Consider the following 26,926-nt stretch of genomic DNA (forward strand, 5'->3'; position numbering starts at 1 on the left):
AGGGAATGTGGATCGTGGCAATTGTAGTCATTGTAGGATTACTGTTTTATATTTTTTATATACAAAGGCAACTACGATTGATGAACGTACAATTGTCACAACGTATACATGAGCAATATACGCAGCCAATTAGCGTAGAGCTATTAAACAAAGAAGTAAATCAACTCGTGGCAAATATAAATCGCATATTAATAGAATCGCAAAAATCAAGGTCATATATTAAACGGGAAGAAAAATACTATAAGGAAATGATTTCAAACATTTCTCATGATTTTCGTACGCCGCTAACTGCGATCAAGGGCTATCAACAAATGCTTTTAAAAGAACCCTTAACAGAAAAGCAGCTTGCAAAGCTTGAAGTCGCACAAAAACATGTTGGAAGACTGGAGCAATTATTAGCAACATTTTTTGAATATTCCTATTTGCATAGTAATGAAGATAAACCTAAAAAGAATCGTATTAATATATCAAATATCGTCTTTGAAGCAATTGCTGGTGCCTTTGCACAATTTGAACAAAAAGGAATAGCCGTCAACTTGCCTAAATTTGAGCCACTCATTATTAATTCTGATGAAGAAATGCTTTTACGTATTGTGCAAAACTTAGTACGAAATAGCATCATGCATTCGCAAGGTGATGTAACTATCAAGATGTGGTTAGAAGAAGAACATGCATATATCTGTTTTCAAAATCCGATTGACGAAAATATTCAACTAAATCCTAACCAACTCTTTGATCGATTTTATACAACAGATAATTCCAGACGTAAAAATACTGGTCTAGGGCTATCTATTGTCAAGCTGCTTGCAGAAAAACTAGGTGGAAGTGCAACGGCCAAAATAGAAGATGGCATGATTGAGTTTTTAGTGTGCTTAAAAAAGAATTTGTAATAGTAATAGCCAAGAAGCTTAGTGCATCTTGGCTACTACTATTACATATAACGTTTACAACAATGTTATAATTACCATGGAAATATAAAACTTTTTATGGTAGTTATAGTATATTCTGTAATGATTATGTTGGTGGCGATTTCATCATTATATGTACACCTAATACATTTTGGATTGGACTTGCATTACTAGGGATATCTTGTATCTCTGATTTAGTCATATACAAATAATTTCACATCAAAAGATTATTGCAGATGAGAAAGAATCATCCATTTTGATTACACCGGAAAGAATTGAAACTTTACTGCAAATGGTAGAGGAAAATAAAGATGGATACGAACACAGTGATAAATATTTAGATATATTAAATCGTTGGAAACAAGGTGATTTTAAATCTGTTGATAAAGACCATAATGATATGTGGTTTATTCAAGGAACAAAAGAAGGTGGTATAGCCACTGGTATTACTACAAAAGAACAAGAGAAAGATTATATATTCCAAGTCTTTGGTATTCCAATAGAAAAGCAGAGTTAAATTCTGTTTTTTTGCGCTTGAAATTAGAGATAATTGCTAATTGGTTTAGAAAAGATTTAAAAGAAACAAATAATATCTCACTACATTTCCTGCCGATAAAATGAGTATCAAAATTCTTTATCTAAGACACAAAGTAAATAGGGCAAGTGATTAAGTGTGAATAAAGAATATAATAACGCAAAATTGAAAACTGACATTCAGAATGGCTTAATAAATCATTTTGAATTTTTTGACTTGCATAAAATCCTTAAGGAATATAAAGATGCCGGTGGTAAGCAAAATGATGCATATGCGGTGTTAGAAAGTTTAAGAGGAGACCTTAAGGATGATTCTTCTGAAGATATACTACTCGAATTATTAGATGTTGTAATTGGATTCTGTTCACCGCATATAAGGATATGGGACTGAAGTGTCTGAAAACCACTAGAAAACGCTTTGTTCAGCGATTCAAGTCTCTTCATACTGAGGATTGTGGAAACATAATAATTGAGCGTCTCGTGAGCCAGGTGTGTAACTTACACTGTTTAGAAAGAGGTGGGTGTCACGATAAAGAAAAGAAATTTTGATGAAATCATGGATTGCTTAGAACATCGAAATAGAATTCCTAAGATCAGTGAGTTTTCAAGGAAGGATTGTTTATTTTTATATGAGAAACTTGCCGATAATAAAATCGAGGCAGATCATATTTTTTTATCTTATGAAAAAGCGAAAAATTATAATAAAGAGTTCCACGAAGATTTTAGTGAATTTAAAGAAAGCCATTGGATATTCGCAGAAACTGGTAGAGGCGATTTTTGGATAATCGATCTTGATGATATTCAATCACCGCCTACAGTATTTTTTTATGATCATGACCTTGAGGATTTTAGTCCTGAAAACATGTTGAATATGTCAATTAATATACTAGAGTGGTTTGAGTTAGCAGATTTAATTTCTCAAATTCATAACGAAAATTTTTATGACGAAGATTTTAGATTAAAGGAGCAATGGAAGCAAAAAGCTATTGAGGAAATTGAAGAGATTAAAAAGGGACTTTCAAAAAAATCTCCTTTTCAATTATTTTGATTAATAGAGTTTATGATGTATATATAAAACTCTTTATTACACATGGTTTCAATCATACAAATTAACTTTTTTTAAGTGAAAATAGAGAAGTTCCGTTTTGATACCTTGAATCGGCTTTTATAGGAAAACCTTCCCCACATAGTAACGACGAAAAATGAGCTCTTTATATTGAGTTTGATGTTCCTACTTCTAGTATAAAACAGAAGGATGGGCAAAAATTGTAGAACCAAAAGAAAAAACTGTCGATAAAGAAGAGGTTACCGATTCCTGAACTGCTTGATATGAAAAATGTTGTTGGAAAAGGAGAAAATGGATGGAGGAAAGTGAAAATATTTTAAAAGATTTTGAAGAATGGTTTGTTACAGTAGGTAAGTCGTCATTAATATCTCCTAGTTCATTGAACATCGAACATATACTTCATCCAAATGGTAATCACTATTATTGTTTAAAAATAGATTTCGAAAGTAAAAATTCTATTGCAAGATTAACACTTTGGGAAGAGAAATCAGTGTATTTAGAAGCTATAGATTTGAAAAATGCTAAAAATTTTATTAATGAAAACTATTTTTTTTCAGATTTAAATGAATTAATAAACAAAGTGCTGCAATTTATAAAACAACTAAATGATAAAGAGCAAAACGCGCAAGCAAAGTAGTTTGAAGTAGCCTCTGTTAGTTAAGTTTTTTTTAATTAATGTAGGCTGTCTATACATGCAACAGATCTTATTGATTCTTCAAATGATATGAAGTATTGAATTTAAAAAGGGTAATAGAACCATTAAAAAGGGTTTATTGCCCTTTGTTTTTTGATGCTCGATATGGAAAAATACAACATGAAACAATAGACTCTTTAGAGATAAAAGATAAGTTTTATTAGAGTTCATAGGGGGGAGCGGACTTATGGATACAGAAGAAGCAATAGCTATAATTTATGATGGGTTAGTAAGTGAAAATTCAGTACCGGTAAAATTAAGAATGAATAGGGAATTAGATTCTGATTTATTAAATCTAGTGAGAGAGGCACTGGATGTAGTAACACAATACTATAAAGATAAAGAGACAGTTCCCAAAAAGTTAGCATTAGCTATGGTTGATATCTATGGTGCATTTTCATTTCAAGCAGGGTATTTTGACGATAAGTTTTTGGAGGAATTAGAGGGAATCGGTATTGAGTTACAGGAAAAGGCTACAGAGCTTTTTTCTGAATGATTTATTTCGTGGAATTTTATAATAGACATGGAGATAAATATGTATTTTAAGTGGAACTAGATGTGAAGCTTCAACTTTTCGAGAGACCAAAAAAGATGAAAAAGAGATTTATATTTGAAGGCATTGTGGAACAACAATTGAAAAAAGTCTATGGATAAGTATATTTTTTTACCAAATGTGTAAAATGTTAATTTGCCTTTTATAGGGGTGTGCTGTATGGATTTTTCAATAGTTTCAGACACTGCGGGTGCGAGAGTTGGTGAATTAGCTAGTGAATTAAGAAACGCATTGATATCTAATATAAATTCAAAATATAAGAATGTCGATGTTTCGATCGGGATAGCCTTTAGATGCTTACCAGAATCCTATGAAAGAAAATCATTTATTAGATATACGAAAAAAGATAACTATCTGACAATCGATATGGCAGTTACGGTAGAAGAATATGAAAAATTGTATAAAGTAGAACAAAGGTATTATTTAGGAAATCTATTTTTAGAGTTTCTAAACAGGGCGTTAGAAAAACACAACTTTGAAGGGCTTGAAAAAGAGATGTTCATAAGTGACATTAAAATGTGGGCAAGAGAAATCCCTTTGAAAATGGATAATGGTTCAACAAAATTGTGTAATTGGTTTAATGAAGATATTGATTGGTCTGTAGATCTTGATAAATAAAGGTTATTTGACCAAATATAATTTACGAAAAGGATTTAATGTCAGGTGTTGTAAAAATGAATGAGAGAACAAGAAAAAAATGTTAGTAGTACGGATCTTTGTTTGTTTAAAATGAAACGTTAAATTGAATTCTGCATGGAAGAAGAAACACGATGAAAATAACACTGACACTTAGTACTTGCCTGACAGTAAAGGGGACTGTAAAACATGAAATACCTAGCTCATTCGATATTAAAAAAATGAAAACGGTAATAAGATTAGGTTTCTAGAAACATCTGAAGAAACGAAAGGGGAGTTAGAAGAAGGAGGTTATGATTGGGAATCCTTGGCGATGTCTTTCTTGACGAAAAAATGCCCGAATTAAAAGGTATTGTCAAGTTTGATTCGGAAGCTAGCATGTTTTGTGCCTATTCCTTCGATAAAAAAGCATTAGAGAAGTTTGCTATTTCATTTAAAAATACATGTGAAGATGAATCTACTATTACGGATTTATTTTCTCGTGCAGAATTAGATTGAAGTTTTTTTTAGATTGTTTGAAATTTTCTTGAGTATTAGAGATTGTACAATGTCAGTGAGCTATTTTGTAACAGATTCTTTTATTAATTTAATGAATAATAATCAAATCAAAGGATTACGATATGAAAACGTTGGACATGCAGAATGAAAGAAGGAATGCTCAATGAAATTTTCAATTATGAAAGATAATACTAGTCTTCAGTTTACCCCAATAAAAAACGATGAAGTTGAACAAGTGGAAGGTGAACTAGGTATTGTTTTTCCAAAAGAATTAAAGCTATTTTTGACGGAGATTGGTTATGGGTCTTTTGTTGGCGAAGAAGAACTAGACGAAAATTGTGTGTTAAGCCCGGCATCAATTAGAGATTTTCGATTCAGACAAGGTTTTTTTGATGCTTACCCTAACTACGATGTAGAAAATAAAATAATTTTCTTTATTGGATGGGAATCAGTGCCTTTTTCAATCGAATTAACAGATGGGGAACAAAATGCTGTCTATGATAACGAAAAAAAGATTGCAAACTCTCTTGAAGAATTTTTATTAAAGATTATCGAAGATCCTGAATACTTCCAACGGGATTAGTGTGAAGGGTTAAAAATGGCGAAAAAATCATTGTTGTTTGTAACGTAAAGAGCTTTTTCAATTCAAATTGACGCAGGCTCCCCTATCCCTAAAGCTGAAGGTCAAGGTTTCTTTAGTTTTTCAACAGTTTTAGCAATTATGAGTATACTGATCTATAATGGCGCGAAGCATTCTTTATTTATGATTACTTTGCTTATGCTATTATATGGTATATACGAGATGATTTTTAAACAAAATCAAGCCGAAAAATGTGATATTTGGTGTGGCAATACTTTTGTTTTATTACGTATTGCATTTTTATTCATAGTTTGTTTGAGAGCGTAGGGGTACGTTCAAGGGAGGTAAAGTGAATGGTATTTTCTCTTTTTAAGAAAAAGAAAGAGCCGCAGCAGTTGAAAAATAGAGTAGAGTTTTGTATCACAAATTTATCACTAGGTGCAGCGGATGCCTATGATGTATTAATTGAAAGATCCGATATTGAAATTGAGGAATCTGGCTGTACATCACACTGTGAAATTTGTGAGCAAGGTATTTTCGCCATCGTCAATGGAGAAGTTGTCACAGCGGATGATGCAGAGGTGCTTGTACAAGCAATAGATGAAGAGCTGAAACAAAATCCTCTTTATTAAAATGAAAAACAGCTTGTTAAACAAGCTGTTTTTATTTGGCCTCATATAAATGTACCATCTTTTTAAGAAATATTTTAAAAAGAATATTCCATAACAAAAACCCGGAATAAATTCCGGGTTTGATTACCACTTACATTTCTTCCTCCATGACACACTGCCTCGCTTCCGTATTGGAAACTTAAGATTTTCCTAAGACAACCATACTTTAGCTTTATTCAGTATTGATGGTCCTTCAGAGTTATCGATCAACCGTACTCATCGGGTTAACCCTCCTAGTCACATTGGATTTGAAGTGAAATCTTTAATAGTATAGATCAATTATTATTTTTCATACACATTATTTTTGTGAAATTAGAGTTATGAGACTAAATATTTTATTGCACAAACGGCGGAGGTTAGTTCAACAAGAAAGGCTATTGAATGAAGTTCTTGTTAGTATCGAAATCTGATTGGTTTGCATATTAGTTCTTTAAGAAATATCTTCATTCAGCAAATGTTTTGGTAGCGAAAGCGAAGCGGCAGCTACAAATGTTTTGGTAGCGAAAGCGAAGCGGCAGCTACAAATGTTTTGGTAAGCGAAAGCGAAGCGGCAGCTACAAATGTCTTTTGTACCGAAAGCGTAGTGACAGGTACAGATGTTTTATGTAACGTAAGTGAAACGGCAGTTACAGAAGACTCCCACCTCTGCAGGTGGTGAGATGAATGCGGATGTGGTTCATTTTCAGTAGGTGTCCAAACACATGCTGAAATAGAGGAACTCAGTCTAAGAACGCCACGTCCTGTGGCAATTTATCTGTGCGAAAGCGAAGCGACAGCAACACTGAGTGACCAACATCACGTTGGCCCAAAGCCTCCGGCGGATGTCACGGATTTTCAAAGGAATGAATTGTGCTAGCACAATTCAAAATCCAGACGCAATTACGCCAAGGCGGAATTGATTTTTAATATAAGGGGAAAATAACTACAAAATTCACACCCAGAGGTGGCGACAATTCTTGAGAAAGTTAATGCTACTAGTCATGGTGATTGTTGGATTATTTACTCCAATGCAATTAGTAAATGCAAATAATCAACCAAAATTAAAAACAGAGGATATTTTATTTGTTCAAGTAAACCGTTTATACGGTGGAACTCGTTCATTTAAGGAAAATGATGGGTATGAGGAAGCAATCATCAGTAAGGTTGTTAACTGGATAAACACGTCAAGTCCTTCCGAAGGAGTAATTGAGTTAGAGTTAAATAAAATTCCCGTAGTCTCGACAATGAAAATAAAAATGAAAAACGGGGACGTTGCAGTTATTGAAACTGCATATAATTGTGTGACCGAATACCAAGTAAAAACATGCACGATAGCAGATGGTGAAGTTATATATACCCGAAATAATAAAAAGGTTCGATTGAAATCACTAGAACTTTATGATTGGCTCTTAGTTGGCTGGAAATATGAAAGTATTGGGGCACCAAAAGATGAGTTGCTTGAAGAAACTTTATATACCAAATATTATTCCTACCTAGACAAAACTTACTCAGATTTTGTCATGTGTCCCAAAATAGATAAAATTGAAAGAATACATGGCGATACAAGAAGACATCTCGTTCATGCAAGTGCGTTAAATTATAGTGCACATCATGGTGGCGCTCCCTTTGATAGAATCCATATCACGTTAACTGATACTCCAGAAAATGGTGTTAAAATAAATAAAGTTATTATACAGAAGGGTATCTCTGAAAAAGAAAGCCGTATGCAATGTAGACGGGAAAGTTGAGGGGTTTGGTTCAACTCCCATGAAAATAAAATCTCTGGCACTAAAAAATTCATTGCTAAAACAGACGCGATTTTGGTATTTTAAAAAATGGTAGCGCCTATTTAAATTGAACCCCGTTACCTAAAAGTTCGATATACATTAGAGGGGTGTGAAATTCTGCTAAAAAAAGTGATGTGAATATTACTATGTTTAATTTGATCTGGCTGTGCTGGGATGGCTGATTATACAATCAATTTAGAAAATGGATATCGAATTGACCGAATATCAGCTCATCAAATTGCTATTTACGGGGATGAGCCTGTACAGTCAGATGATAAAACAATCGATAATTATTTGTCTGTTCCGGCTAAAGTGACAGACGTTTGGTGGAACAAGGAATATATAGTTACTAAGCAAATAGTATTAGCTGCTGATGAAAATGGTTATGAAGAGCCACCTGAAAATCCATCTATTAATAACATTTCATATTGGATAATTGATGTAAATAATCATCAAGTTTTTGGTCCATTTGAGGAAAAAGAATTAGAATATGAAACAGATAAATTTGGATTAACTGAAAAAATATCCTTAACACCAATTAAAAAATTAAAAATAAATTAATTTAAGTATTTGATGGATTATCCGAAGGAGCTTATGACATATCTTATGTTGTACAAGAGGAAGAGTTCCTATAGATATAAAACTGAAGGTAAAGGTAGAGTTACTTCCCTAAGGCGGGGTTTGGAACAAGCAAAAATGATTCATTGCATGTCACGTAATAGGTGATGGATCAACGGGATCCTTTTGGGGAACGTAAAATGTAAAAAAATTTATTTACATTAGTAAACATTTGAAACGTTACAACAAGCGATCGGTGATTATATCCAGATTTACAATAACGAACGTTACCAAAAAAGATTAAACGGCTTGAGCCCCTTGGAATACAGAGTTCAAGCCGTTTTTACTTTGACAGGGGGCAGTTCAAACGCCGGAAGAACTAGGGGAAATGCCGATAGCTCAAAGAAACCGCCGACCATTATTTTTACCAGCCTCGTACGTATTGCACCGGAGGTTTCACTTCTTCTCCTAATTCCTTGGCAGCATGAAGTGGCCAATATGGTTCGCGAAGTAAAACACGGGCTAGGAAAATTAAATCAGCACGATTATTTTGTAAAATTTCCTCAGCTTGAATAGCTGTCGTAATAAGACCTACTGCACCAGTTGGGATACTAGCACCATGCTTAATCGCTTCAGCATGAGGCACTTGGTAGCCTGGAAAAACATTAATCCCTGCTTGCACGACACCTCCTGTAGAAACATCAACCAAATCGACACCTTGTGATTTCATCCAACGACTGAAGACGATAAAATCATCCATTGTTGTACCATCTTCTGCATAGTCTTCAGCAGAAACACGCACAAGTAAAGGGCCTTCCCAAACACTACGAATAGCATCGATGACTTGACGTAATAGTCGATAACGATTTTCCTCGGAGCCACCGTATTGGTCATTGCGTTTATTCGTTGCTGGTGATAAAAATTCACTAATTAAATAGCCATGTGCACCATGAATTTCAAGAACATCAAAGCCTGCTTTAGCAGCACGAACAGCCGCTAGTTTAAATGCTTCTACAACATATTCAATATCTTCTAAAGTCATCTCAATAGGCGTTTTATAAGCATCGCTAAATGCAATGGCTGATGGCGCAAATATTTCTCCCTCTACAGTTGCTTTACGTCCAGCGTGTGCAAGCTGTATGCCGGTTTTTGCTCCGTATGCCTTCATTCCTTGCACTAATTGACTTAAACCTTCAATATGAGCGTCATTCCAAATACCAAGATCGTTACTAGAAATACGACCCTCTGGTACAACACCAGTAGCTTCGACAATGATTAAACCAACTTGACCAGAAGCCCGCGTTGCATAATGTACTTGGTGGAATGGTGTAACAAGCCCATCATCCTGTGCCGAGTACATACACATCGGTGCCATCACAACACGATTTTTTAAAGAGATAGTTTGTAATTGATAAGGTTCGAATAATTTAGTCAACATAAAGCCCCCTAATTCCTAGTGATATACTTCATTTTGCACATGTTATTTACTATTTGCAAGTGAACGAGATCGAGCTTCAGCTTCTTTAATACATGCTTCAATGGCTTCATTAAACTGATATTGTTCAAGAGCCTTAATGCCAGCTTCCGTTGTGCCGCCTGGACTTGTTACTTTTCGGCGCAATACATCAGGATCGTCAACAGATTGCTTCAGCATTTCAGCAGTACCAGCAAGTGTTTGCGTCATTAATAGTCGTACTGTATCCTTCGAGAGGCCCACCTTTGTACCAACCCGTTCAAATGCCTCCATTAAATAATAAATATAAGCTGGGCCACTTCCTGAAAGAGCCGTTACAGCATGTAATTGATCCTCATCTACCTCAATAACTGAACCAACCGCTTCTAATAGCTGTAAGAAAATTGAGCGCTGTTCGGTTGTCACTTTGTCATTAAATGCAATCCCACTTGCAGACATACCAATAGTGGCGGAAGTGTTAGGCATGACACGTGCGACTGGACGAGCGCCTAAATGTTCTGTAATAGTATTAATAGCAATCCCAGCTAAAATAGAGAGGATGGCTGATTGCCCTGTGATTTTAGGCTTTAACTCATGCATAGCTGAAATGGCATCCTTAGGCTTCATCGCTAAAATGATTAAATCAGCCTGTTGATAAGTATCGTGATCAAAATTGCAATTAACACCATATGTGTCGTGTAAAAATTGTAAGCGTTCTTTGTCTGAACGATTGGTGACGTAAATTTCTTGCGCTGTAAATACTTTTTCTTTAATCCAGCCCTGAATCAATGCCTCTGCCATAGAGCCTGCACCTATAAATAGTATTTTTTTCATAATAAAACCTCCAGTTCTCAAAATCAATTTCGCCTTGGCGTAATTGCGTCCGGATTTTGAATTGTGCTAGCACAATTCATTCCTTTGAAAATCCGTGACATCCGCCGGAGGCTTTATCTTCATTCAGCTGCCGCTTCGCTTTCGCTACCAAAACATTTGTAGCTGTCGCTTCGCTTTCGCTACCAAAACATTTGTAGCTGTCGCTTCGCTTTCGCTACCAAAACATTTGTAGCTGTCGCTTCGCTTTCGCTACCAAAACATTTGTAGCTGTCGCTTCGCTTTCGCTACCAAAACATTTGTAGCTGTCGCTTCGCTTTCGCTACCAAAACATTTGTAGCTGTCGCTTCGCTTTCGCTACCAAAACATTTGTAGCTGTCGCTTCGCTTTCGCTACCAAAACATTTGTAGCTGTCGCTTCGCTTTCGCTACCAAAACATTTGTAGCTGTCGCTTCGCTTTCGCTACCAAAACATTTGTAGCTGTCGCTTCGCTTTCGCTACCAAAACATTTGTAGCTGTCGCTTCGCTTTCGCTACCAAAACATTTGTAGCTGTCGCTTCGCTTTCGCTACCAAAACATTTGTAGCTGTCGCTTCGCTTTCGCTACCAAAACATTTGTAGCTGTCGCTTCGCTTTCGCTACCAAAACATTTGTAGCTGTCGCTTCGCTTTCGCTACCAAAACATTTGTAGCTGTCGCTTCGCTTTCGCTACCAAAACATTTGTAGCTGTCGCTTCGCTTTCGCTACCAAAACATTTGCTGAATGAAGATAAAAAAGCGCTTTCGTCCTTATAATGAAGGACGAAAACGCTTGTTTCCGCGGTACCACCTTTGTTTGCCAATTGGCACAACTCATAGCCCTTTTATCGCAAGGGAAACGGTTATGTTTTCATAACTGCTCAGAAGTAGGTTCGGTAGTGGGAGCGGGTGATGTTACTTTCAGCAAATGTAACACTCTCTAATACACCTTCACCAATTACGTACTTGGCTTCATCAACGCACAAAAAATAATTAGATTATTCAAAATTATATTGATAATACGTCAACCTGTCAACAGGAGGGTGACGAAAAGAAGAAAAACTTGTAAAATAGAATGAATCGGTATTCACTAGTTGCATAAAAGGGGGAAACAGCTTTTGTCTATATACAAAATAGAAATACCAACACCCTATGAAGTGGGAGATGTAAATGCATTTGTTGTCAAAGGCGATGCATTAACAATTTTTGATGTTGGTCCAAAAACAATGGAAGCCTATGATGCGCTAAAATGGGGTATTCGAGCGGCAGGCTTTGAAATGAGAGATATTGAACAGGTTGTGTTAACCCATCATCATCCAGACCATGCAGGTTGGGTGGATGCCTTTCCGCATGCAGAAATTTTAGGGCATGCCTATAACGATAAATGGCTTCGTCATGACGAGGATTTTTTACGTTATCACGAGCAATTTTACAGTGAGAGCTTATTTGAGCACGGAGTTCCACAAGAATATATCCAAACAAGTGTACATGTACGTCGTGAAATAGAGCTTGTAGGTGAGCGACCATTAACACAAATTCTTTATGATGGTGATGAGGTGCCAGGACATCCTGGATTAAAGGCTATTGAAACATTAGGTCACGCACAAAGCCATCTAATCTTCTGGGATGAAAAAACGCATCATGTAATCGGTGGAGATTTATTGCTTGAAAAAATAACGCCCAACCCATTAATTGAACCACCATTGGACCGTACATTAGGACGTACTAAATCGTTACTGCAATATAATGAATCGCTAGAAATTTTACGTCGATTACCCGTAAAAATGATGCATACAGGACATGGTGCAGAATTAGAGGATATTCCTCAATTAATCGATAAACGACTAGAACGTCAACATCAGCAATCTTTGAAGGTTTACGAATTATTTGATGACGAATCATTAACTGCTGTACAAGTAACGAAACGCTTTTACCCAGCAATTTTTCAACGTCAGCTTGGTCTGACGCTGTCCAAAACGCTCGGTTATTTAGATTACTTAGAGGCCAACAATTTGATTACATCTACAAAAACGGAAGAAGGTATCTGTTTATTTCAAAGGAAGTAGGTTGAAACATGAGTGTTAATAAAAAGACTATCTTCGTGACAGGTGCAACAAGTGGTGTTGGACTGAAAATTACAGAAATATTAGTAGCACAAGGTCATACGGTTTATGCAACAGGACGCAATACAGTGGCATTAAAAGCATTAGAACGCGTAGGCGCCAACGTGATCCAAGCAGATTTAACTAATTTAGCTACAATAGATGAAGTATGTGCACAGCTCCCGCCTCTTGATGTAGCTATTTTATCTGCTGGGGTAGGTAAATTTGGCATTGTACCTAACTTATCAGATGAAGCTATTAGACAAATGGTTGAGTTAAATGTCAGTGTACCGATGTATTTAGCAAAACGTTTAGCAGCGCCTATGATACAACGTCAGCAAGGTCAGCTAATCTTCATCGGCTCACAGGCAGGAAAGGTAGCGACACCAAAGGCTAGTGTTTATGCTGCTACAAAGCATGCGATTGTCGGCTTTACGAATGGGCTTCGCATGGAATTGGCTCCTTATAACGTTAAAGTCACTGCAATACATCCAGGTCCAATCGATACACCATTTTTAGATAAGGCGAGTGATGAAAGTGGTTATCGAGAGTCTTTAGGGAGATTTTTATTAACCGCTGAAGAAGTGGCACAAGCTACTGTAAAAACAATCGAGCGCCCTGTCCGAGAGGTTAATTTACCATGGATCATGGGGTTAACAAGCAAGCTGTATGCAATCGCACCTACAACCGTTGAATTTTTAGGCAAATCATTTTTCAATAAGAAGTAACAAAAAACTCAATAAAATAATATTAATCAAACTGTAAACATACTTAAGTAAGAATTGAGTGTGTATACAGTTTTTTTATGGCTCTACACCAAAACGTGTGATTGATTTCTTTGATAGAAAGAGCTTGTTTTTCGATAAAAGCCCAAAAAGTTTCGATAAAATGAGATTTTGTTTCGATAAAAGCTCAAATAGTTTCGATAAAGAGCGATTTTGTTTCGATAAATCTTCAAAGTATTCCTATAAAACGANTCAAAGTATTAAAACGAACGAAAGGAGCTTTAGCGAGTTGTCTCTTGCGCTGAGACAGCTCTTTTTTGTATGCCGGGCTCCGTCAACTAAGTGATGAAAGTTCGCTGTGGCATTTAGGATATGCGAACCACTAGCTAAGTGCAAGGGTGTCCATTCGCGCAAAAAACAACCTGCCGCTGCCGCTAAGTTAGCGCTAGTTTTCGCACAGAAAACATTTGTTGCTCCGCCGCCCAAAGAAAGCGCACATCCGAAACGGAAATCAATACCTCGTTTTGCCGAAGAACCGTTTACTTTCCCGAAATCTATATTATATACATTCATGTTGCGAGTAAAAAATCGTTTTTCCGAGTAAATATATTCATAGTTTGTACAAAGGCTTAAAGTATTGGAGTGACACACTTTTTACAATAAACATAAAAGTCTATTAATTTATAAAAATACACTTGTTTTTATTTTTATAACATGATACTATTCGTGTATAAACTTTTAAATGGATGTATAAACATACATATCTTATAGATTAATTGGAGGCGCATTTTTTATGGCAAACAAAAAAGTAGTATTAGCATACTCAGGCGGTCTTGATACTTCAGTAGCAATTCCGTGGTTAAAAGAACAAGGTTGGGACGTTATCGCAGTTTGCCTTGATGTTGGTGAAGGTAAGGATCTTGAATTCATAAAAAATAAAGCTCTTCAAGTAGGAGCAATTGAATCATATATGGTAGATGCGAAGGACGAATTTGCTGAAGAATATGCATTAATTTCATTACAAGCACATACTTGGTATGAACAAAAATATCCATTAGTATCGGCACTTTCTCGTCCGTTAATTTCTAAAAAATTAGTGGAAATTGCTAACCAAGTAGATGCTGACGCAGTAGCTCATGGTTGCACAGGTAAAGGTAATGACCAAGTTCGTTTCGAAGTTTCAATCAAAGCTTTAAATCCAGATTTAGAGGTATTAGCACCTGTACGTGAGTGGGGCTGGAGCCGTGATGAGGAAATCGAATATGCAATGAAACATAATGTTCCGATCCCTGCAACTTTAGATTCTCCATTCTCTATTGACCAAAACTTATGGGGCCGTGCAAATGAAGCGGGTGTAATGGAAGATCCATGGGTATCTCCACCAGAAGAAGCTTACGGTTTAACAATTTCTGTGGAAAACGCTCCAAATGAAGCGGAATACGTAGAAATTGAATTTGTAGCTGGTAAGCCAGTATCTTTAAATGGTAAAGAAATGAAGCTTGCTGATTTAATCCAAGAACTAAATGCAGTAGCTGGTGCACACGGTGTTGGCCGTATCGATCACGTAGAAAACCGTTTAGTTGGTATTAAATCCCGTGAAGTATATGAAATCCCAGGAGCAAAAGTGCTATTAACGGCTCATAAAGAGCTTGAAGACTTAACACTTGTAAAGGAGTTAGCACACTTCAAGCCAGTCATTGAGAAAAAACTATCTGAATTAATTTATGATGGTTTATGGTTCTCTCCACTACGTGATGCATTGGAAGCATTCCTTGCTGAATCACAAAAATTTGTGAACGGTACTGTACGCGTGAAGCTTTACAAAGGTCATGCGATTGTGGAAGGACGTAAATCTCCAAACTCACTATATAGTGAAAAGCTAGCAACATATTCTAAAGAAGACCAATTCAACCATGCTTCAGCAGTAGGCTTCATCGAATTATGGGGTCTGCCAACAGTGGTTAATTCTTCAGTAAATAAAAAATAAATTCGACGAGCAAGGTGTAGTGAAGCATTGCGCTGAGCTGCACCTTTTCAAAAAGAAATGAAGGAAAAGGTGAGCTGTTATGACAAAACTTTGGGGCGGACGTTTCCAAAAATCAGCAGAAGCATGGGTGGACGAGTTCGGCGCATCGATTGGCTTTGACCAACAGCTTGTTCTAGAAGATCTAGAAGGTAGCGTAGCACATGTTACGATGCTCGGCGCAACAGGGATTTTACCAGCCGCTGACGTAGAGGCCATTCTTGGTGGTCTAGCACAATTACAAGAAAAGGCAATCGCAGGGGAGCTTGAATTTACAGTTGCTAATGAAGATATTCACTTAAATCTGGAAAAAATGCTCATTGATTTAATTGGGCCTGTAGGTGGTAAGCTTCACACAGGCCGTAGCCGAAATGACCAAGTAGCAACGGATATGCATATTTTCTTGAAAAAGCGCGTGAAAGAAGCAATCGGTTTAATGGAGACATTCCAAAAGACTTTGCTAGAAAAGGCTGAGGAGCATGTAGAAACAATCGCTCCAGGCTATACGCATTTACAACGTGCACAACCAATCTCATTTGCACATCACATAATGGCCTATTTCTGGATGTTAGAGCGTGATAAACAACGCTTCACGGAATCGCTTAAGCGTATTGATATTTTACCTTTAGGCGCAGGTGCCATGGCTGGTACAACATTCCCAATCGACCGATTAAAATCAGCTGAGCTTCTAGGCTTCAGTGAGGTTTATGCAAACTCAATGGATGCAGTAAGTGATCGTGATTTTATCGTTGAATTTTTAAGCAATTCGTCACTATTAATGGCACATTTATCTCGTTTTGCAGAGGAAATTATATTGTGGTCGACAGATGAATTTAAATTTATCGAGTTGGATGATGCCTTCTCAACAGGTTCTTCCATTATGCCACAAAAGAAAAATCCTGATATGGCGGAGTTAATCCGTGGAAAATCGGGACGTGTGTACGGTAACTTAATGGGTTTATTAACCGTTCTAAAAGGAACACCGTTAACATACAACAAAGATATGCAGGAAGATAAAGAAGGTATGTTTGATACAGTCCATACAATTCTTGGTTCACTAAAAATCTTTGAAGGTATGATTCGTACGATGACTGTTAATACAGAGCGTTTGCACCAGGCAGTACACTCTGACTTCTCAAATGCAACGGAGCTTGCAGATTATCTTGCAACAAAAGGTATGCCTTTCCGTGAAGCACATGAAGTGACAGGAAAACTTGTATTCACATGTATTCAAAAGGGCATCTATTTATTAGATTTACCGCTTGAAGACATGAAACAAGAAAGTGAGCTTATCGAAGCGGATATTTACGATGTTTTAGCACCTGAAGCAGCCGTTCGTCGTCGTCATTCTTTAGGTGGTACAGGATTTGATCAAGTAAAAATCCAAATCGAAAAAGCAAAAGCTTGCCTTGTTTAACCATTACCTTAGCGTGCATGTCCTTGTGACTTTTGCATAGATATTCATTAAAGCTGTCCAGTGAGGCACTATGAAAACCTATTTTCCTTTTTCGTTAGAGCCAGAGGGTGAAACGAAAAAGAGACCCTTACATAGGTGAAGGACAATCCCCAATTCTGGAGACGCGGAATTGGGGTTTTTGTATAAAGAAATAACAATGGAGGTATTCGCAATGAATGATCGTTTTACAAAGGGGTTAGAAACAGTTAAACAGTATGTCACTGAGGAGGAAGCAGCACGAATGATTGAAGCAGATGCACTTGCTGACGTGGCACCTGATTTACGCAAAATGATTATCGAATTTGCCTATGGTGATGTTTATTCACGACCAGGGCTAGATGCAAAAAGCCGTGCGCTTGTTGTTATTACAGCGGTAGTTTCTCAAGGCGCTGCTCCACAAACAAAAACACATATTAAACGTGGTTTATATGCAGGATTAACACAGACAGAAATTGTGGAAGCACTATTACAATTAGTGCCGTACATAGGTTTTCCACGTGTGCAAAATGCGCTAACCATTGCGCAACAAGTTTTTAAAGAAGAGGCTTAAAAAAATTACGCTTTTAAGGCAAAATCAAAACAAATAATAAAACATGAATATATATTAGTTAAACGGTTCATATTAAGGGAGTAAACACTTATTAATCTAATATGATTAGGAGGATGTAGAATGAGTAGTCAAGCACCGAAAGACCAGGAATCTCAGGAAAGTCCGCCACAACTGTATAGGGTGAGCTTCTAAAAAACTTAAGGAATCGGTGGGCAGAGGTTATTCTGTTTTGCTGTATCTTAAGAAGAAGCAAAAACCGATACAGATAAAATCAAATAGAAATAAGTGTTCTTGGATCCAGAATTTTTCTGGGTCCTTTTTTTATCTCGCATTAACTGCCCGTAAAAGCCCGATTGATGAAAACTAAAAGAAAAACCCCACTTAATACAAAATTTGACTTTATTAAAAAACTGTATTACTCTATGTATAACAGATTTCTGTTTGGTGATAAGCGATACAGATAGGAGAGATAAGATGCATATTCATTTAGATCCAAGCAGTGAATTACAGCTCTATAAACAGTTAGTGAATCAGTTAATTGAGTTAATTGCTAAGGGAGAGCTAAAAAATGGTGATACATTACCTTCAGTTCGTTCAATGGCTTCGGATTTAGGTATTAATGTCAGCACGGTAAGTAAGAGCTATCATGAACTTGAAGAAAAAGGTTTAATCGAATTAAAGCCGAAAGCGAAGGCTATCATTATCGGTGGTCAAAAAAAAGAACTAGAAGAGACGGAAGTAGAAATAGTAGAAAATGCATTAAAACCGATTATGGCAGAGGCATTTGCACGTGGTCTCGAAAAAGATCAGATGACAAGTTTGTTTCATCGAATTTTAAAACAATGGAAGTAGGGGAAATATGCTTTTTATAATAAGCATCTTCATCTTTGGAGGCGTACTGGAAACATTAACACCATTTTTGGCTAGAAAAACAACAGTATTTGGTGTTTCAATTCCTGAGCCCTATGTGCAACATGAGCAATTACAAATATTTAAAAAGCATTATAGCATGCTGGTAGGGAGCATAGCAGCTGCATTTCTTTTAGGCCAAATTTTACTACTATTTACTTCCATTAAAGAAGAGAAATTTGTTTTATTATCTTTTATCTTGCTATTTGTCATGCTACTCATATCAGCTGCTCTTTATATGTCTTATCATATAAAAATCAAAAAACTAAAAAAACAAGAAAATTGGGAAGCACATGTCAAAACTGTTTATGTGACGGATCTATCTATACGTGATAGAGATGAAGTACTATCACCTACATTTTTCGCATTACCGATCATTGTCACATTAGCGTTAATTACCTTTACCTATATGAATTACAATGCCATCCCAGATGTATTTGCTACCCATTGGAATGCAGCAGGTGAGGTAGACGGTTGGACTGAAAAAACATGGATCTCAGTAATAGTAATGCCACTTATTTTACTAGGGACACAAATTAGCCTTTTCATCATGAGTTTTGGAATGAAAAATGCCAAAATACAATTGAGCGCACAGGCAAAAGCAGCCTCGGTCAATAGAGAGCTTACACAGCGTAAATATAGCAGCTGGTACTTTGCGGCGATTAATTATAGTATGACTATTCTTTTTGTTGTTTTACATTACACGACAGTAATTTTAAAAAATCAAACAGCTCCTTATTTCTTCCCTCTTTTTACCAGTATTATGATTGTTTCTTTAGGGGGACTGATCCTCTTCATTTGGAAGTTAAGTAAAAGTAATGAGCGCTTTGATGATTTACATACAAACGAAACAGCTGCAGCCGATGATCGATACTGGAAATGGGGTATGATTTACATTAATAAAAATGATCCTTCACTATTAGTGGAAAAGAAATACGGTGTTGGTTGGACTGTGAATATGGCGAATAAATGGAGCTATATCATTTTACTTGTCATATTTTTGCCAATCTTATTAGTCATCTTCATATAGAAGGAGAGATTTTATGAAAAAACTATTGTTTTTATGTTGTGCACTCTTATTATTAGTAGCTTGCGCTCAGAAGGAAGACAATACAAAAGGGAAAGAGACGAAAGGGGACAATAAAATGAATGAACAACTAATCGGAAAATGGGAAGGGAATATTGAAACACCAAATGGAGCATTTCCAATTATCGTTGATTTGCAAAAAGATAACGGGAAATTATCAGTACCTGCGCAAGGGGATCATCCATTTAAAAGCATTACATATATTGGTGACCAAGTAAATGTTTCCATCAACTTAAATGGCTCTGCAGTTGAAATTAATGGCACATTAAAAGATGGGCAAATTGAAGCAACATTCCAACAAAATGGTGGCAAATTCCCACTTGTCTTAAAGCCATTCAAAGAACAGCCAGAACAACCAGTTACGTATGAACCGTTAAAGATTCCCGTTCAAAATGGTGAGTTAACAGCGGCTCTTCAAAAGGCTAGCAACGAGCCATCCCCAGTCGCACTCATTATAGCAGGCTCTGGTCCAACTGATAAGGATGGAAATTCAGCCTTAGCTGGTAAAAATAATAGCTTAAAAATGATAGCGGAGGGGTTAGCGAAAGATGGTATTGCATCTGTCCGCTATGATAAACGTGGAATTGGCGATAATCAATCCCTTTTAACAAAGGAAGAAGATATAACTTTTGACCAATACGTAGATGATGCAGTTCAAGTAATTAATGCCCTGTTAGCCGAAAAAGAATTTTCAAGTGTTCATATTATTGGCCATAGCGAAGGCTCACTGATCGGTTTGCTAGCAGCACAAAAAGCACATGTAGAGTCCTTTGTTTCCATAGCAGGTACTGGAAGACCAATAGATAATGTTCTGTTAGAGCAATTAAAAGTTCAGTTAACACCAGCCCTTCTAAAAGAATCAACAGATGCTCTTGCATCCTTGAAAAAAGGCGAGCTAGTGAAGAACGTTTCTCCAGAGTTACAATCACTCTTCCGTTCTTCCATTCAACCGTATATGATTTCATGGTTAAAATATAACCCTGCAAGTGAGTTAGCAAAAGTGAATAGCCGAGTTTTAATTCTTCAAGGAACAACCGATTTACAAGTAGTTGCAACTGATGCGGAGGCGTTAAAGAAAGGTAAACCAGATGCCGAACTGATATATATGGAAGGAATGAATCATGTGTTAAAAAATGCTCCAGCAGATCGCGCGAAAAATTTTGCGACGTATTCAGACCCAACATTACCACTTCATAAAGAATTGTTGCCAGCCATCCAGCAATTTATTATGAATGAAAATAGAGACTAGGTATGGTGAATGCCATTGTTTGTTTTATCATTATGATTCCAATCTTTGCGATAGTTCTATCTCAAGGAAAAGGTGCATTTTTATTAGCGGGCTAATACTATGCCCGCTAGTGAGAAAGAGAATATAACGAAAAAGCGTAGAAAGAGTGTTGAAAAGATTTCTGAAAGAATGATGCTTAGCAATGAGATAATTAATCCAGAATATAGTGAATGGATTTAAACTTCAAACATTTGATGATAACCACTTTTTTCATTTACTTGTGATGATCTCCATGAAAGCTTTACGAAGGTCATTAGCGAGGTTGTAGGTAATCGACCGGTAATAATAAGATAAGGAGATGAAAGAATGGGAATCCTAGATATAAAAAAATTTTCAAAGGTGTATAAAGATGGGAAAAAAGCTGTCGATAACATAAGTTTATCTGTTGAAAATGGCGATGTTTTTGGATTTATAGGTCATAATGGAGCGGGGAAAAGTACAACAATCAAATCAGTAGTAGGAATCCTAGATTTTGAGGAAGGCGACATCTACATTGATGGGCATTCTATTAAGAAAGAGCCTCTTGAATGCAAATCGAAATTTGCTTATATTCCTGATAGTCCCGAATTATATGAACATTTGACAGGAATCCAGTATTTGAATTTTGTAGCAGATATTTTCGGAGTACCGGAAGATGTTCGAGTAAAGAGAATAAAAGAACATGCTGGAATGTTTGGAATAACAGAAAGTCTTGGAAATCTAATATCCTCTTATTCTCACGGAATGAAGCAAAAGCTAGCAATAACTGGGGCTATTATTCATGAACCAAAGCTTTTGATTCTGGACGAGCCATTTGTAGGTCTTGATCCAAAAGCAGTAGTTGTTTTAAAAGAGATAATGAAGAAAATGACTGCTAAAGGGAATGCAATATTTTTTTCAACACATGTCTTAGATGTTGCAGAAAAGCTTTGTAATAAGGTGGCTATGATTAATCGTGGAAAGCTAGTTTATAGTGGTACGATGGATGAAATAATACAAAATCAAACATTGGAAGAGTTCTTTATGAAGGAGTTAAAAGATGAGGCATTTATCGATTCTTCTAAAAATTAGGATTGTTTCACTGGTGAGACTTAATACCCTAAAAGGTAAAGCCAGCTTTGGTGATAAAATAGCTATTGTTGGTGTATTTCTTGCGTCTGTTTTCGCGCTAGCGTATTTTACAAGTCTTGGATATATGCTGAATGAAAATAATATGAGAGAACACATACTTGCATTTTCATTTTTATTGAGTACTCTTTTATCATTGTTTATAGCATTTTTTAGTGCTAGTGATGAGTTTTTTGGAAAAAGAGATTATGAGACATTAATGTCACTTCCTATTAAAACATCAATAATAGTTGTAAGTAGATTCTTATATATTTATTTCTTGAATACGGTAGTATCTTTAATAATCATGCTTCTAATGGGAGCAGTATATTTCTTTACAGGAACAGTAAGCGGAGTTTTTTGGATAAAGATGCTGATTGGAATACTTACAGTTGCATTAGTACCATCAATTGTAGCGTCAATTGTTAGTATATTAGTTTTAGAAATTTCATCGAGAGCAAAATATTCTCGTGCGGTTTCTTCAATTAGCTATATTATTTTATTTATAGTATTAGCACTAACAATGAGTGGTGGTTATAAATTAGATCAAAGCGATATGAAATTGATATTAACAAATGTATTGAATCAAGCTAACCAAGTGTATCCAATGTTTTATTTGTATAATAAAATACTGGTAACAGGAAAAGTGGGAGATTTTCTTATATATATAGCAGTTTCATTAGTGGTAACAGTGATTTTCATTATTGGTCTTTCGTTTGTATACAAAGGACTAAATACTAAAATTCGATCAAAGAGTAGTAACAAAAAATATGAAGTAAAAACATTAAAAAGATCAAGTAAATTAAAAGCATTATATGTGAAAGAAATCAAGCGACTATTTTCGTCCACAACGTACTTAATAAACACAGGATTCGGAATGATCATGATGGTTATTTTTACGATTTCTTTAATGAGGTCAATCACAAAAGTGATGGAAAATATGCCGATAGATAATATTAATACAGTAGCGACTATAATACCGTATATAATGTCATTGTTGGTATGTCTATCAAATACAAGTAGCGTGTCTTTTTCACTTGAAGGTAAAAATATTTGGATAATCAAAACTTTACCATTGTCGAAAGAATTGGTTGTAAAGAGTAAGATACTTGTTAATCTTACGCTTACAATACCTCTTACGATTATAAACGGAATAATAATCGGAAGAGTGTTTGGAGCAACAATATTTGATTCCATCATATTAGTACTTCTTCCATGTGCATTTGCAGTATTTTCAGCAATATACGGAGTTGCTATTAATTTAAGATTTGTAAATTATAGTTGGCAATCAGAACTCCAAGTAGTAAAGAGGAGTGTATCAAGTGTATTGGGGTTTTTCGGTGCAGCGATTCTGGTACTCATTGCAGCAGTTCCAAAAGTACTATGGTCAGGTTCGATAGTAGGCATATATGATGTTGTTATTATTTTATGCTTGGGCATCGTAACTAGCAAGTTATATGCTAAAACAATAAATGGTGAGCCTATTTAATTTGGGAAGAGTAGTGTGAAAACGAAATTAATAAATATTACTGAAAAAAGTAAGCTAAATAAAGATCGCAATTAATTGAAAAATCTATTAAAAAAATAAAGTGTTCCGCTCACTCGTTTTCATTACTGTTTGTGTCGTGAAGCGGACACGGGAGAGAATGGAGATTATTATGAATAAATCTAAAAAGTCAGTACGTATAATTCCTTGGATATTTTGTGCCTTGTTTTTTGTGTTTTCAATTATTGGTGTACAAAATATATCGGATGAGATTCCTATTACCTTCAACATGGCCGGTCCCAATTTGAACGGTAGTAAGTATTTTATCTTTATATATCCTGCATTGTCCTTTTTTATAGGGATTACTGCGCTAGGTGTAGTAGGGAAAAAGGAAAATACTAAATTAAAAGGAAACTTACCATTTATAATTATTGGGAACTTAATAGTAGGTGGATTTATGGTTTATACAATCTTATCAAATTGGAATATGTAATGTTAAAAATAATTGGTGAATAAAGAAGGAAGAAAACGAATGAATGTACTAGAAGTAAAGAACCTCACACAACATTTTGCTGAAAAAAGGTACTGGATAATAAATCGTTTTCTGTCAAAGAAGGAGATGTAGTTGGATTCTTATAAGTTTGATTCTGGCAAAAAGTGTTCAATCTTGTTGAGCAATAATTGACTACTTTAGATTAGCAATTACATAGAAGGAAAGTAAATACCCGCGAAAGGTAAATCCCGCGAGCAGAGGGCAATACCCACGGAAATACCCGCGGAAGCAGGGCAAATACCCTCGAAAGCAAGGAAATCCGCGAGCAGAGGGCAATACCCATGGAAACAAGGTAATGCACATACGAAACAAATTAGTATTTAACCTAAAGAAGTATGCTCAAATCAAAAAATGATGAGCATACTCTTTTGGTTTTTAGGCATCTTTTCACCTTATGTATTTGGGCAAGCTGTCGCTGTTATTTGTCAATACGTTGATTAGAGCGAAAGCAGATTGTTGAGACGTAGAGCAATTCAATTTAATGGATGCCTTATGGTGAAGTGCATTATAGTGAAACAATTATTACAACTTTAACGTACAATAACTAAGCAAAGAGAGGTTTATTTTAATTCATTCAATATGAATGAAAAAGCACGATGAATCGAAATTAACTAAATTAAAAAGAAGGTGTTCTTTTGTATAGCATAGGAAAATTTTCGAACCTGTGTAATGTTCCTGTAAAGACTATTCGTTACTATAGCGATATTGGATTACTCGAACCATCCTTTATAGATGAAGTGACCGGTTATCGTTATTTTGATTACGATAAAATGAAAGAACTAAATATGATTCGGGTGCTAAAAAATTGTCATTTTTCATTAAAAGAGATCGAACAGATTGTGAAAGGAAAAAATGATCGGCAAGATTTAGAGCTAAGATTACATAAAAAAGTTCAGGAATTAGAGCACCAACAAGAAATGATTGCTCAACAAATTCATAATATTGTCCAAGTGAAAAATTCTCTAAGGAACGCTGAGACATTTAATCCAAAGCCAACATTATCAAGTTGTTACATAGAAGAACGACCAAAAATACAGGTGCTTGCCATTCGTGAAAAGATCAATATTATTGAAATGGATAGGCTAGTACAAAAATTATTTGAACGAATCTATGCATATCAATTAGAGATAGAAGGTAAGCTTACTGCAATTTTTCATCAACAGGACAGGGAGAAAAATATAGCGGATGTTGAACTACTGTTACCGGTAAAAGCAACTCAACTGGGGGAGTATATTAAAATAATACCTGAAGGCAAGTATGCTTGTATAAATATAAATGGACCGTATTCAGAGTTGAATTTTGGCTATAGTCGCTTGCAGAAATGGCTAACTGAACAATCCCTTCATGTAGAAGGACTGTTTATGGAGCAATACATAAAGGGGCTAATCCCATCTGACGTAGTAAATCCAATTAATATTAGACCAAATATTGAGCTACATCCAAATGATTTTTTGACAAAAGTATTTGTGAAAGTAAGAAACTAGCTAAACTCTCCAGTAGATGGAGACTTTATTCTGTATTTAGCAAGGGTAGAAATGTCTTGCAAGTACTATATGGAATGGAGTATATCAATGAAAACAAATACAGGGCAGTTTGCATTTCTTAAAGGTGGTTCGTACGAGATTGGCATACAACAAGCGCGAGAATTGCAAAAAAATCCAATTGCAAAATCACTATTCTTTACGGATAATATCACTTCTGACAAAGCTTATTTTGATATGACAGCACAAATAGAGCAATATTGCCCAGGGTTAAATAAAGAATTAGCGGGCTTTGCGGAAGGCTTTGGCTATGAGCCCAACCAACTAAATTTTTATCAAAATGCGTGGTTAATTCCTGGGGGATGTAGTTTAGGAGCGATTTTGCCTGGAAAAATGGCTGATGGTAAAACATATGTCGTAAGAAATTATGATTTATCACCTGATATTTCAGATATGCGCTTATGTACCACAGCAGTCGAAGGAAAATATACTCATACAGGATTTTCTGTTTCCACATTCGGTCGAAGTGAAGGCTTGAATGAGAAGGGGCTATGTGTTGCATATGCATCGTGTGGTATGCCAATTGGTAAATATCCTGGCATGAGACCACCGGCAGTGACTGGCTTACAGTTTATGGTTATCGTAAGAGCTCTATTAGAAAATTGTAAAAATGTAGAAGAGGCTATTTATATGGTTAACAATATGCCGGTAGGAACAAATATGAATTTACTTTTAGCTGATGCAAGTGGAGACGCAGCTTTGATTGGGACATATGACGGAATAAAAGAAGTTAAACGTGCTGAACTAGATTATCTTATTGCAACTAATCATGGACTATTTTCGGCAATACAAGAAATAGAGCCAAGGAAGCTCGAACATTCTCAATTAAGATATGATATTTTAGAGAGGAAATTTAAGGAAAGTGGAAAAAGATCTATGCATGAAATCCAAGAACTTCTTTTAACAGAGTTTCCTAAAGGATTATCCGTTCATAATTACAAAGAAAGCTTTGGAACAGTGCATTCAATTTTGTTTAACCTTACTGATTTGCAACTAGAATTTTCATTTGGCTCACCATTACAAAATCAGGTAAACAAGATAGAGGTTGGCGATGACTTTGCAGAAACACAAATACCCGTTGAATGTACTAATAAAAACTATGGAACAGAATTTTGGAAAATAATAAAATCCTAACTAACAAAAAGACCTTTCCACGGTGGAGGGCACTGAAAAAGTCCATATCTTCTCACATTGCGAGGTATTCAACGATTTAATCGTTGAATACCTCGCTTTTTTCATTTGGCACTGTGACTCTACTGTTGTTTTCCGAAGCATTCCGCTCGCTTTCCGCGGGCGAGCGCCGAGCCCATAGCTGTCAACTTAAGAAAAATGTGTATTCCTTTTAAAAAGTTGGTA

General features: G+C 35.9%; 28 protein-coding genes and 1 pseudogene. 26 read left to right on the forward strand and 3 right to left on the reverse strand.

Annotated features, from left to right (window positions below):
* The first annotated feature begins 5 nt into the window (after nucleotides 1-5).
* The 13 genes and pseudogenes from AN161_RS14060 to AN161_RS31055 all read left to right on the forward strand — a co-directional run.
* Nucleotides 6-890 carry a HAMP domain-containing sensor histidine kinase gene (locus tag AN161_RS14060; protein ID WP_053594992.1) on the forward strand — a complete coding sequence of 295 codons (885 nt, stop codon included), beginning with the start codon at nucleotides 6-8 and terminating at the stop codon, nucleotides 888-890.
* A gap of 229 nt (nucleotides 891-1,119) precedes the next feature.
* A complete protein-coding gene (locus AN161_RS14065; RefSeq protein ID WP_277815948.1) occupies nucleotides 1,120-1,425 on the forward strand; it encodes a DUF6241 domain-containing protein in 306 nt (101 codons plus the stop codon).
* Nucleotides 1,426-1,581: 156 nt separating this feature from the next.
* Nucleotides 1,582-1,833 (forward strand): hypothetical protein, encoded by a 252-nt coding sequence (locus tag AN161_RS14070; RefSeq protein WP_053594994.1) that lies wholly within the window; start codon nucleotides 1,582-1,584, stop codon nucleotides 1,831-1,833.
* Nucleotides 1,834-1,998: 165 nt separating this feature from the next.
* Nucleotides 1,999-2,490 carry a hypothetical protein gene (locus AN161_RS14075; protein WP_143114805.1) on the forward strand — a complete coding sequence of 164 codons (492 nt, stop codon included), beginning with the start codon at nucleotides 1,999-2,001 and terminating at the stop codon, nucleotides 2,488-2,490.
* Between the two features lie 313 nt (nucleotides 2,491-2,803).
* Nucleotides 2,804-3,145, forward strand: a complete 342-nt coding sequence (locus tag AN161_RS14080; protein ID WP_053594996.1) for a hypothetical protein — start codon at nucleotides 2,804-2,806, stop codon at nucleotides 3,143-3,145.
* Nucleotides 3,146-3,389: 244 nt separating this feature from the next.
* On the forward strand, nucleotides 3,390-3,698 hold the full coding sequence (locus AN161_RS14085) for a hypothetical protein (RefSeq protein ID WP_053594997.1): 309 nt from the start codon (nucleotides 3,390-3,392) through the stop codon (nucleotides 3,696-3,698).
* Between the two features lie 216 nt (nucleotides 3,699-3,914).
* Nucleotides 3,915-4,373: a hypothetical protein gene (locus AN161_RS14090; RefSeq protein WP_053594998.1), complete on the forward strand. Its 459-nt coding sequence runs from the start codon at nucleotides 3,915-3,917 to the stop codon at nucleotides 4,371-4,373.
* A gap of 315 nt (nucleotides 4,374-4,688) precedes the next feature.
* Complete coding sequence (locus AN161_RS14095) at nucleotides 4,689-4,889, forward strand: Imm51 family immunity protein (RefSeq protein WP_053594999.1); 201 nt, start codon at nucleotides 4,689-4,691, stop codon at nucleotides 4,887-4,889.
* Nucleotides 4,890-5,052: 163 nt separating this feature from the next.
* Complete coding sequence (locus AN161_RS14100) at nucleotides 5,053-5,472, forward strand: SMI1/KNR4 family protein (protein WP_053595000.1); 420 nt, start codon at nucleotides 5,053-5,055, stop codon at nucleotides 5,470-5,472.
* A 350-nt stretch (nucleotides 5,473-5,822) separates the two neighbouring features.
* Nucleotides 5,823-6,101, forward strand: a complete 279-nt coding sequence (locus tag AN161_RS14105; protein WP_075807250.1) for a DUF1450 domain-containing protein — start codon at nucleotides 5,823-5,825, stop codon at nucleotides 6,099-6,101.
* Nucleotides 6,102-7,096: 995 nt separating this feature from the next.
* Nucleotides 7,097-7,867 (forward strand): hypothetical protein, encoded by a 771-nt coding sequence (locus tag AN161_RS14110; RefSeq protein WP_053595001.1) that lies wholly within the window; start codon nucleotides 7,097-7,099, stop codon nucleotides 7,865-7,867.
* A gap of 213 nt (nucleotides 7,868-8,080) precedes the next feature.
* Entirely contained in the window at nucleotides 8,081-8,467 is a 387-nt protein-coding gene (locus tag AN161_RS14115; RefSeq protein ID WP_053595002.1) for a DUF3997 domain-containing protein, read from the forward strand.
* A 237-nt stretch (nucleotides 8,468-8,704) separates the two neighbouring features.
* Nucleotides 8,705-8,788 (forward strand): annotated as a pseudogene (locus tag AN161_RS31055) (IS3 family transposase); the annotation flags it as partial.
* 100 nt (nucleotides 8,789-8,888) lie between these two features.
* Here the strand turns inward: AN161_RS31055 and namA are convergent.
* The 3 genes from namA to AN161_RS29690 form a co-directional block, all read right to left on the reverse strand.
* A complete protein-coding gene (gene namA, locus AN161_RS14120) occupies nucleotides 8,889-9,902 on the reverse strand; it encodes an NADPH dehydrogenase NamA (RefSeq protein ID WP_053595003.1) in 1,014 nt (337 codons plus the stop codon).
* 42 nt (nucleotides 9,903-9,944) lie between these two features.
* A complete protein-coding gene (gene proC, locus AN161_RS14125; RefSeq protein ID WP_053595004.1) occupies nucleotides 9,945-10,751 on the reverse strand; it encodes a pyrroline-5-carboxylate reductase in 807 nt (268 codons plus the stop codon).
* Between the two features lie 669 nt (nucleotides 10,752-11,420).
* Nucleotides 11,421-11,588: a hypothetical protein gene (locus AN161_RS29690; RefSeq protein ID WP_158003030.1), complete on the reverse strand. Its 168-nt coding sequence runs from the start codon at nucleotides 11,586-11,588 to the stop codon at nucleotides 11,421-11,423.
* 294 nt (nucleotides 11,589-11,882) lie between these two features.
* Between AN161_RS29690 and AN161_RS14130 the strand changes: the two genes are divergently transcribed.
* The 13 genes from AN161_RS14130 (at nucleotide 11,883) to AN161_RS14190 (ending at nucleotide 26,704) form a co-directional block, all read left to right on the forward strand.
* On the forward strand, nucleotides 11,883-12,830 hold the full coding sequence (locus tag AN161_RS14130; RefSeq protein ID WP_053595005.1) for an MBL fold metallo-hydrolase: 948 nt from the start codon (nucleotides 11,883-11,885) through the stop codon (nucleotides 12,828-12,830).
* A gap of 8 nt (nucleotides 12,831-12,838) precedes the next feature.
* Nucleotides 12,839-13,594, forward strand: a complete 756-nt coding sequence (locus tag AN161_RS14135) for an SDR family NAD(P)-dependent oxidoreductase (protein ID WP_053595006.1) — start codon at nucleotides 12,839-12,841, stop codon at nucleotides 13,592-13,594.
* Between the two features lie 790 nt (nucleotides 13,595-14,384).
* Nucleotides 14,385-15,578 (forward strand): argininosuccinate synthase, encoded by a 1,194-nt coding sequence (locus AN161_RS14140; RefSeq protein WP_053595007.1) that lies wholly within the window; start codon nucleotides 14,385-14,387, stop codon nucleotides 15,576-15,578.
* A gap of 79 nt (nucleotides 15,579-15,657) precedes the next feature.
* The gene (gene argH, locus AN161_RS14145; RefSeq protein WP_053595008.1) at nucleotides 15,658-17,031 is read left to right on the forward strand and encodes an argininosuccinate lyase; all 1,374 of its coding nucleotides are present in this window, start codon (nucleotides 15,658-15,660) and stop codon (nucleotides 17,029-17,031) included.
* 211 nt (nucleotides 17,032-17,242) lie between these two features.
* Nucleotides 17,243-17,620 carry a carboxymuconolactone decarboxylase family protein gene (locus AN161_RS14150; RefSeq protein WP_053595009.1) on the forward strand — a complete coding sequence of 126 codons (378 nt, stop codon included), beginning with the start codon at nucleotides 17,243-17,245 and terminating at the stop codon, nucleotides 17,618-17,620.
* 474 nt (nucleotides 17,621-18,094) lie between these two features.
* Nucleotides 18,095-18,472, forward strand: coding sequence for a GntR family transcriptional regulator (locus AN161_RS14155; protein ID WP_053595010.1), 378 nt, complete (start codon nucleotides 18,095-18,097; stop codon nucleotides 18,470-18,472).
* A gap of 7 nt (nucleotides 18,473-18,479) precedes the next feature.
* Nucleotides 18,480-19,559 carry a DUF1648 domain-containing protein gene (locus AN161_RS14160; protein ID WP_053595011.1) on the forward strand — a complete coding sequence of 360 codons (1,080 nt, stop codon included), beginning with the start codon at nucleotides 18,480-18,482 and terminating at the stop codon, nucleotides 19,557-19,559.
* A 13-nt stretch (nucleotides 19,560-19,572) separates the two neighbouring features.
* Nucleotides 19,573-20,865 carry an alpha/beta fold hydrolase gene (locus tag AN161_RS14165; protein ID WP_075807251.1) on the forward strand — a complete coding sequence of 431 codons (1,293 nt, stop codon included), beginning with the start codon at nucleotides 19,573-19,575 and terminating at the stop codon, nucleotides 20,863-20,865.
* 351 nt (nucleotides 20,866-21,216) lie between these two features.
* The gene (locus tag AN161_RS14170; protein ID WP_053595020.1) at nucleotides 21,217-21,954 is read left to right on the forward strand and encodes an ABC transporter ATP-binding protein; all 738 of its coding nucleotides are present in this window, start codon (nucleotides 21,217-21,219) and stop codon (nucleotides 21,952-21,954) included.
* The gene (locus AN161_RS14175) at nucleotides 21,923-23,479 is read left to right on the forward strand and encodes a hypothetical protein (RefSeq protein ID WP_053595012.1); all 1,557 of its coding nucleotides are present in this window, start codon (nucleotides 21,923-21,925) and stop codon (nucleotides 23,477-23,479) included. Before AN161_RS14170 ends, AN161_RS14175 begins: the two co-directional genes overlap by 32 nt.
* Before the next feature lie 169 nt (nucleotides 23,480-23,648).
* Entirely contained in the window at nucleotides 23,649-23,969 is a 321-nt protein-coding gene (locus AN161_RS14180) for a DUF1648 domain-containing protein (RefSeq protein WP_053595013.1), read from the forward strand.
* A 695-nt stretch (nucleotides 23,970-24,664) separates the two neighbouring features.
* Nucleotides 24,665-25,513 (forward strand): MerR family transcriptional regulator, encoded by an 849-nt coding sequence (locus tag AN161_RS14185; RefSeq protein ID WP_075807252.1) that lies wholly within the window; start codon nucleotides 24,665-24,667, stop codon nucleotides 25,511-25,513.
* 87 nt (nucleotides 25,514-25,600) lie between these two features.
* Complete coding sequence (locus AN161_RS14190; protein ID WP_053595014.1) at nucleotides 25,601-26,704, forward strand: C45 family peptidase; 1,104 nt, start codon at nucleotides 25,601-25,603, stop codon at nucleotides 26,702-26,704.
* Nucleotides 26,705-26,926 lie beyond the last annotated feature (222 nt).

Origin of the sequence: Lysinibacillus sp. FJAT-14222 (assembly GCF_001278875.1) — a bacterium.
GTDB lineage: Bacteria > Bacillota > Bacilli > Bacillales_A > Planococcaceae > Lysinibacillus > Lysinibacillus agricola.

Coding starts and splice junctions, on each gene's coding strand:
- argH (WP_053595008.1), top strand. CDS start 15,658: ATGACAAAACTTTGGGGCGGACGTTTCCAAAAATCAGCAGAAGCATGG.
- AN161_RS14140 (WP_053595007.1), top strand. CDS start 14,385: ATGGCAAACAAAAAAGTAGTATTAGCATACTCAGGCGGTCTTGATACT.
- AN161_RS14115 (WP_053595002.1), top strand. CDS start 8,081: ATGGCTGATTATACAATCAATTTAGAAAATGGATATCGAATTGACCGA.
- AN161_RS14190 (WP_053595014.1), top strand. CDS start 25,601: ATGAAAACAAATACAGGGCAGTTTGCATTTCTTAAAGGTGGTTCGTAC.
- AN161_RS14175 (WP_053595012.1), top strand. CDS start 21,923: ATGAGGCATTTATCGATTCTTCTAAAAATTAGGATTGTTTCACTGGTG.
- AN161_RS14160 (WP_053595011.1), top strand. CDS start 18,480: ATGCTTTTTATAATAAGCATCTTCATCTTTGGAGGCGTACTGGAAACA.
- AN161_RS14135 (WP_053595006.1), top strand. CDS start 12,839: ATGAGTGTTAATAAAAAGACTATCTTCGTGACAGGTGCAACAAGTGGT.
- AN161_RS14090 (WP_053594998.1), top strand. CDS start 3,915: ATGGATTTTTCAATAGTTTCAGACACTGCGGGTGCGAGAGTTGGTGAA.
- AN161_RS14180 (WP_053595013.1), top strand. CDS start 23,649: ATGAATAAATCTAAAAAGTCAGTACGTATAATTCCTTGGATATTTTGT.
- AN161_RS14150 (WP_053595009.1), top strand. CDS start 17,243: ATGAATGATCGTTTTACAAAGGGGTTAGAAACAGTTAAACAGTATGTC.
- AN161_RS14085 (WP_053594997.1), top strand. CDS start 3,390: ATGGATACAGAAGAAGCAATAGCTATAATTTATGATGGGTTAGTAAGT.
- AN161_RS14060 (WP_053594992.1), top strand. CDS start 6: ATGTGGATCGTGGCAATTGTAGTCATTGTAGGATTACTGTTTTATATT.
- AN161_RS14100 (WP_053595000.1), top strand. CDS start 5,053: ATGAAATTTTCAATTATGAAAGATAATACTAGTCTTCAGTTTACCCCA.
- namA (WP_053595003.1), bottom strand. CDS start 9,902: ATGTTGACTAAATTATTCGAACCTTATCAATTACAAACTATCTCTTTA.
- AN161_RS14105 (WP_075807250.1), top strand. CDS start 5,823: ATGGTATTTTCTCTTTTTAAGAAAAAGAAAGAGCCGCAGCAGTTGAAA.
- proC (WP_053595004.1), bottom strand. CDS start 10,751: ATGAAAAAAATACTATTTATAGGTGCAGGCTCTATGGCAGAGGCATTG.
- AN161_RS14155 (WP_053595010.1), top strand. CDS start 18,095: ATGCATATTCATTTAGATCCAAGCAGTGAATTACAGCTCTATAAACAG.
- AN161_RS14075 (WP_143114805.1), top strand. CDS start 1,999: ATGGATTGCTTAGAACATCGAAATAGAATTCCTAAGATCAGTGAGTTT.
- AN161_RS14165 (WP_075807251.1), top strand. CDS start 19,573: ATGAAAAAACTATTGTTTTTATGTTGTGCACTCTTATTATTAGTAGCT.
- AN161_RS14080 (WP_053594996.1), top strand. CDS start 2,804: ATGGAGGAAAGTGAAAATATTTTAAAAGATTTTGAAGAATGGTTTGTT.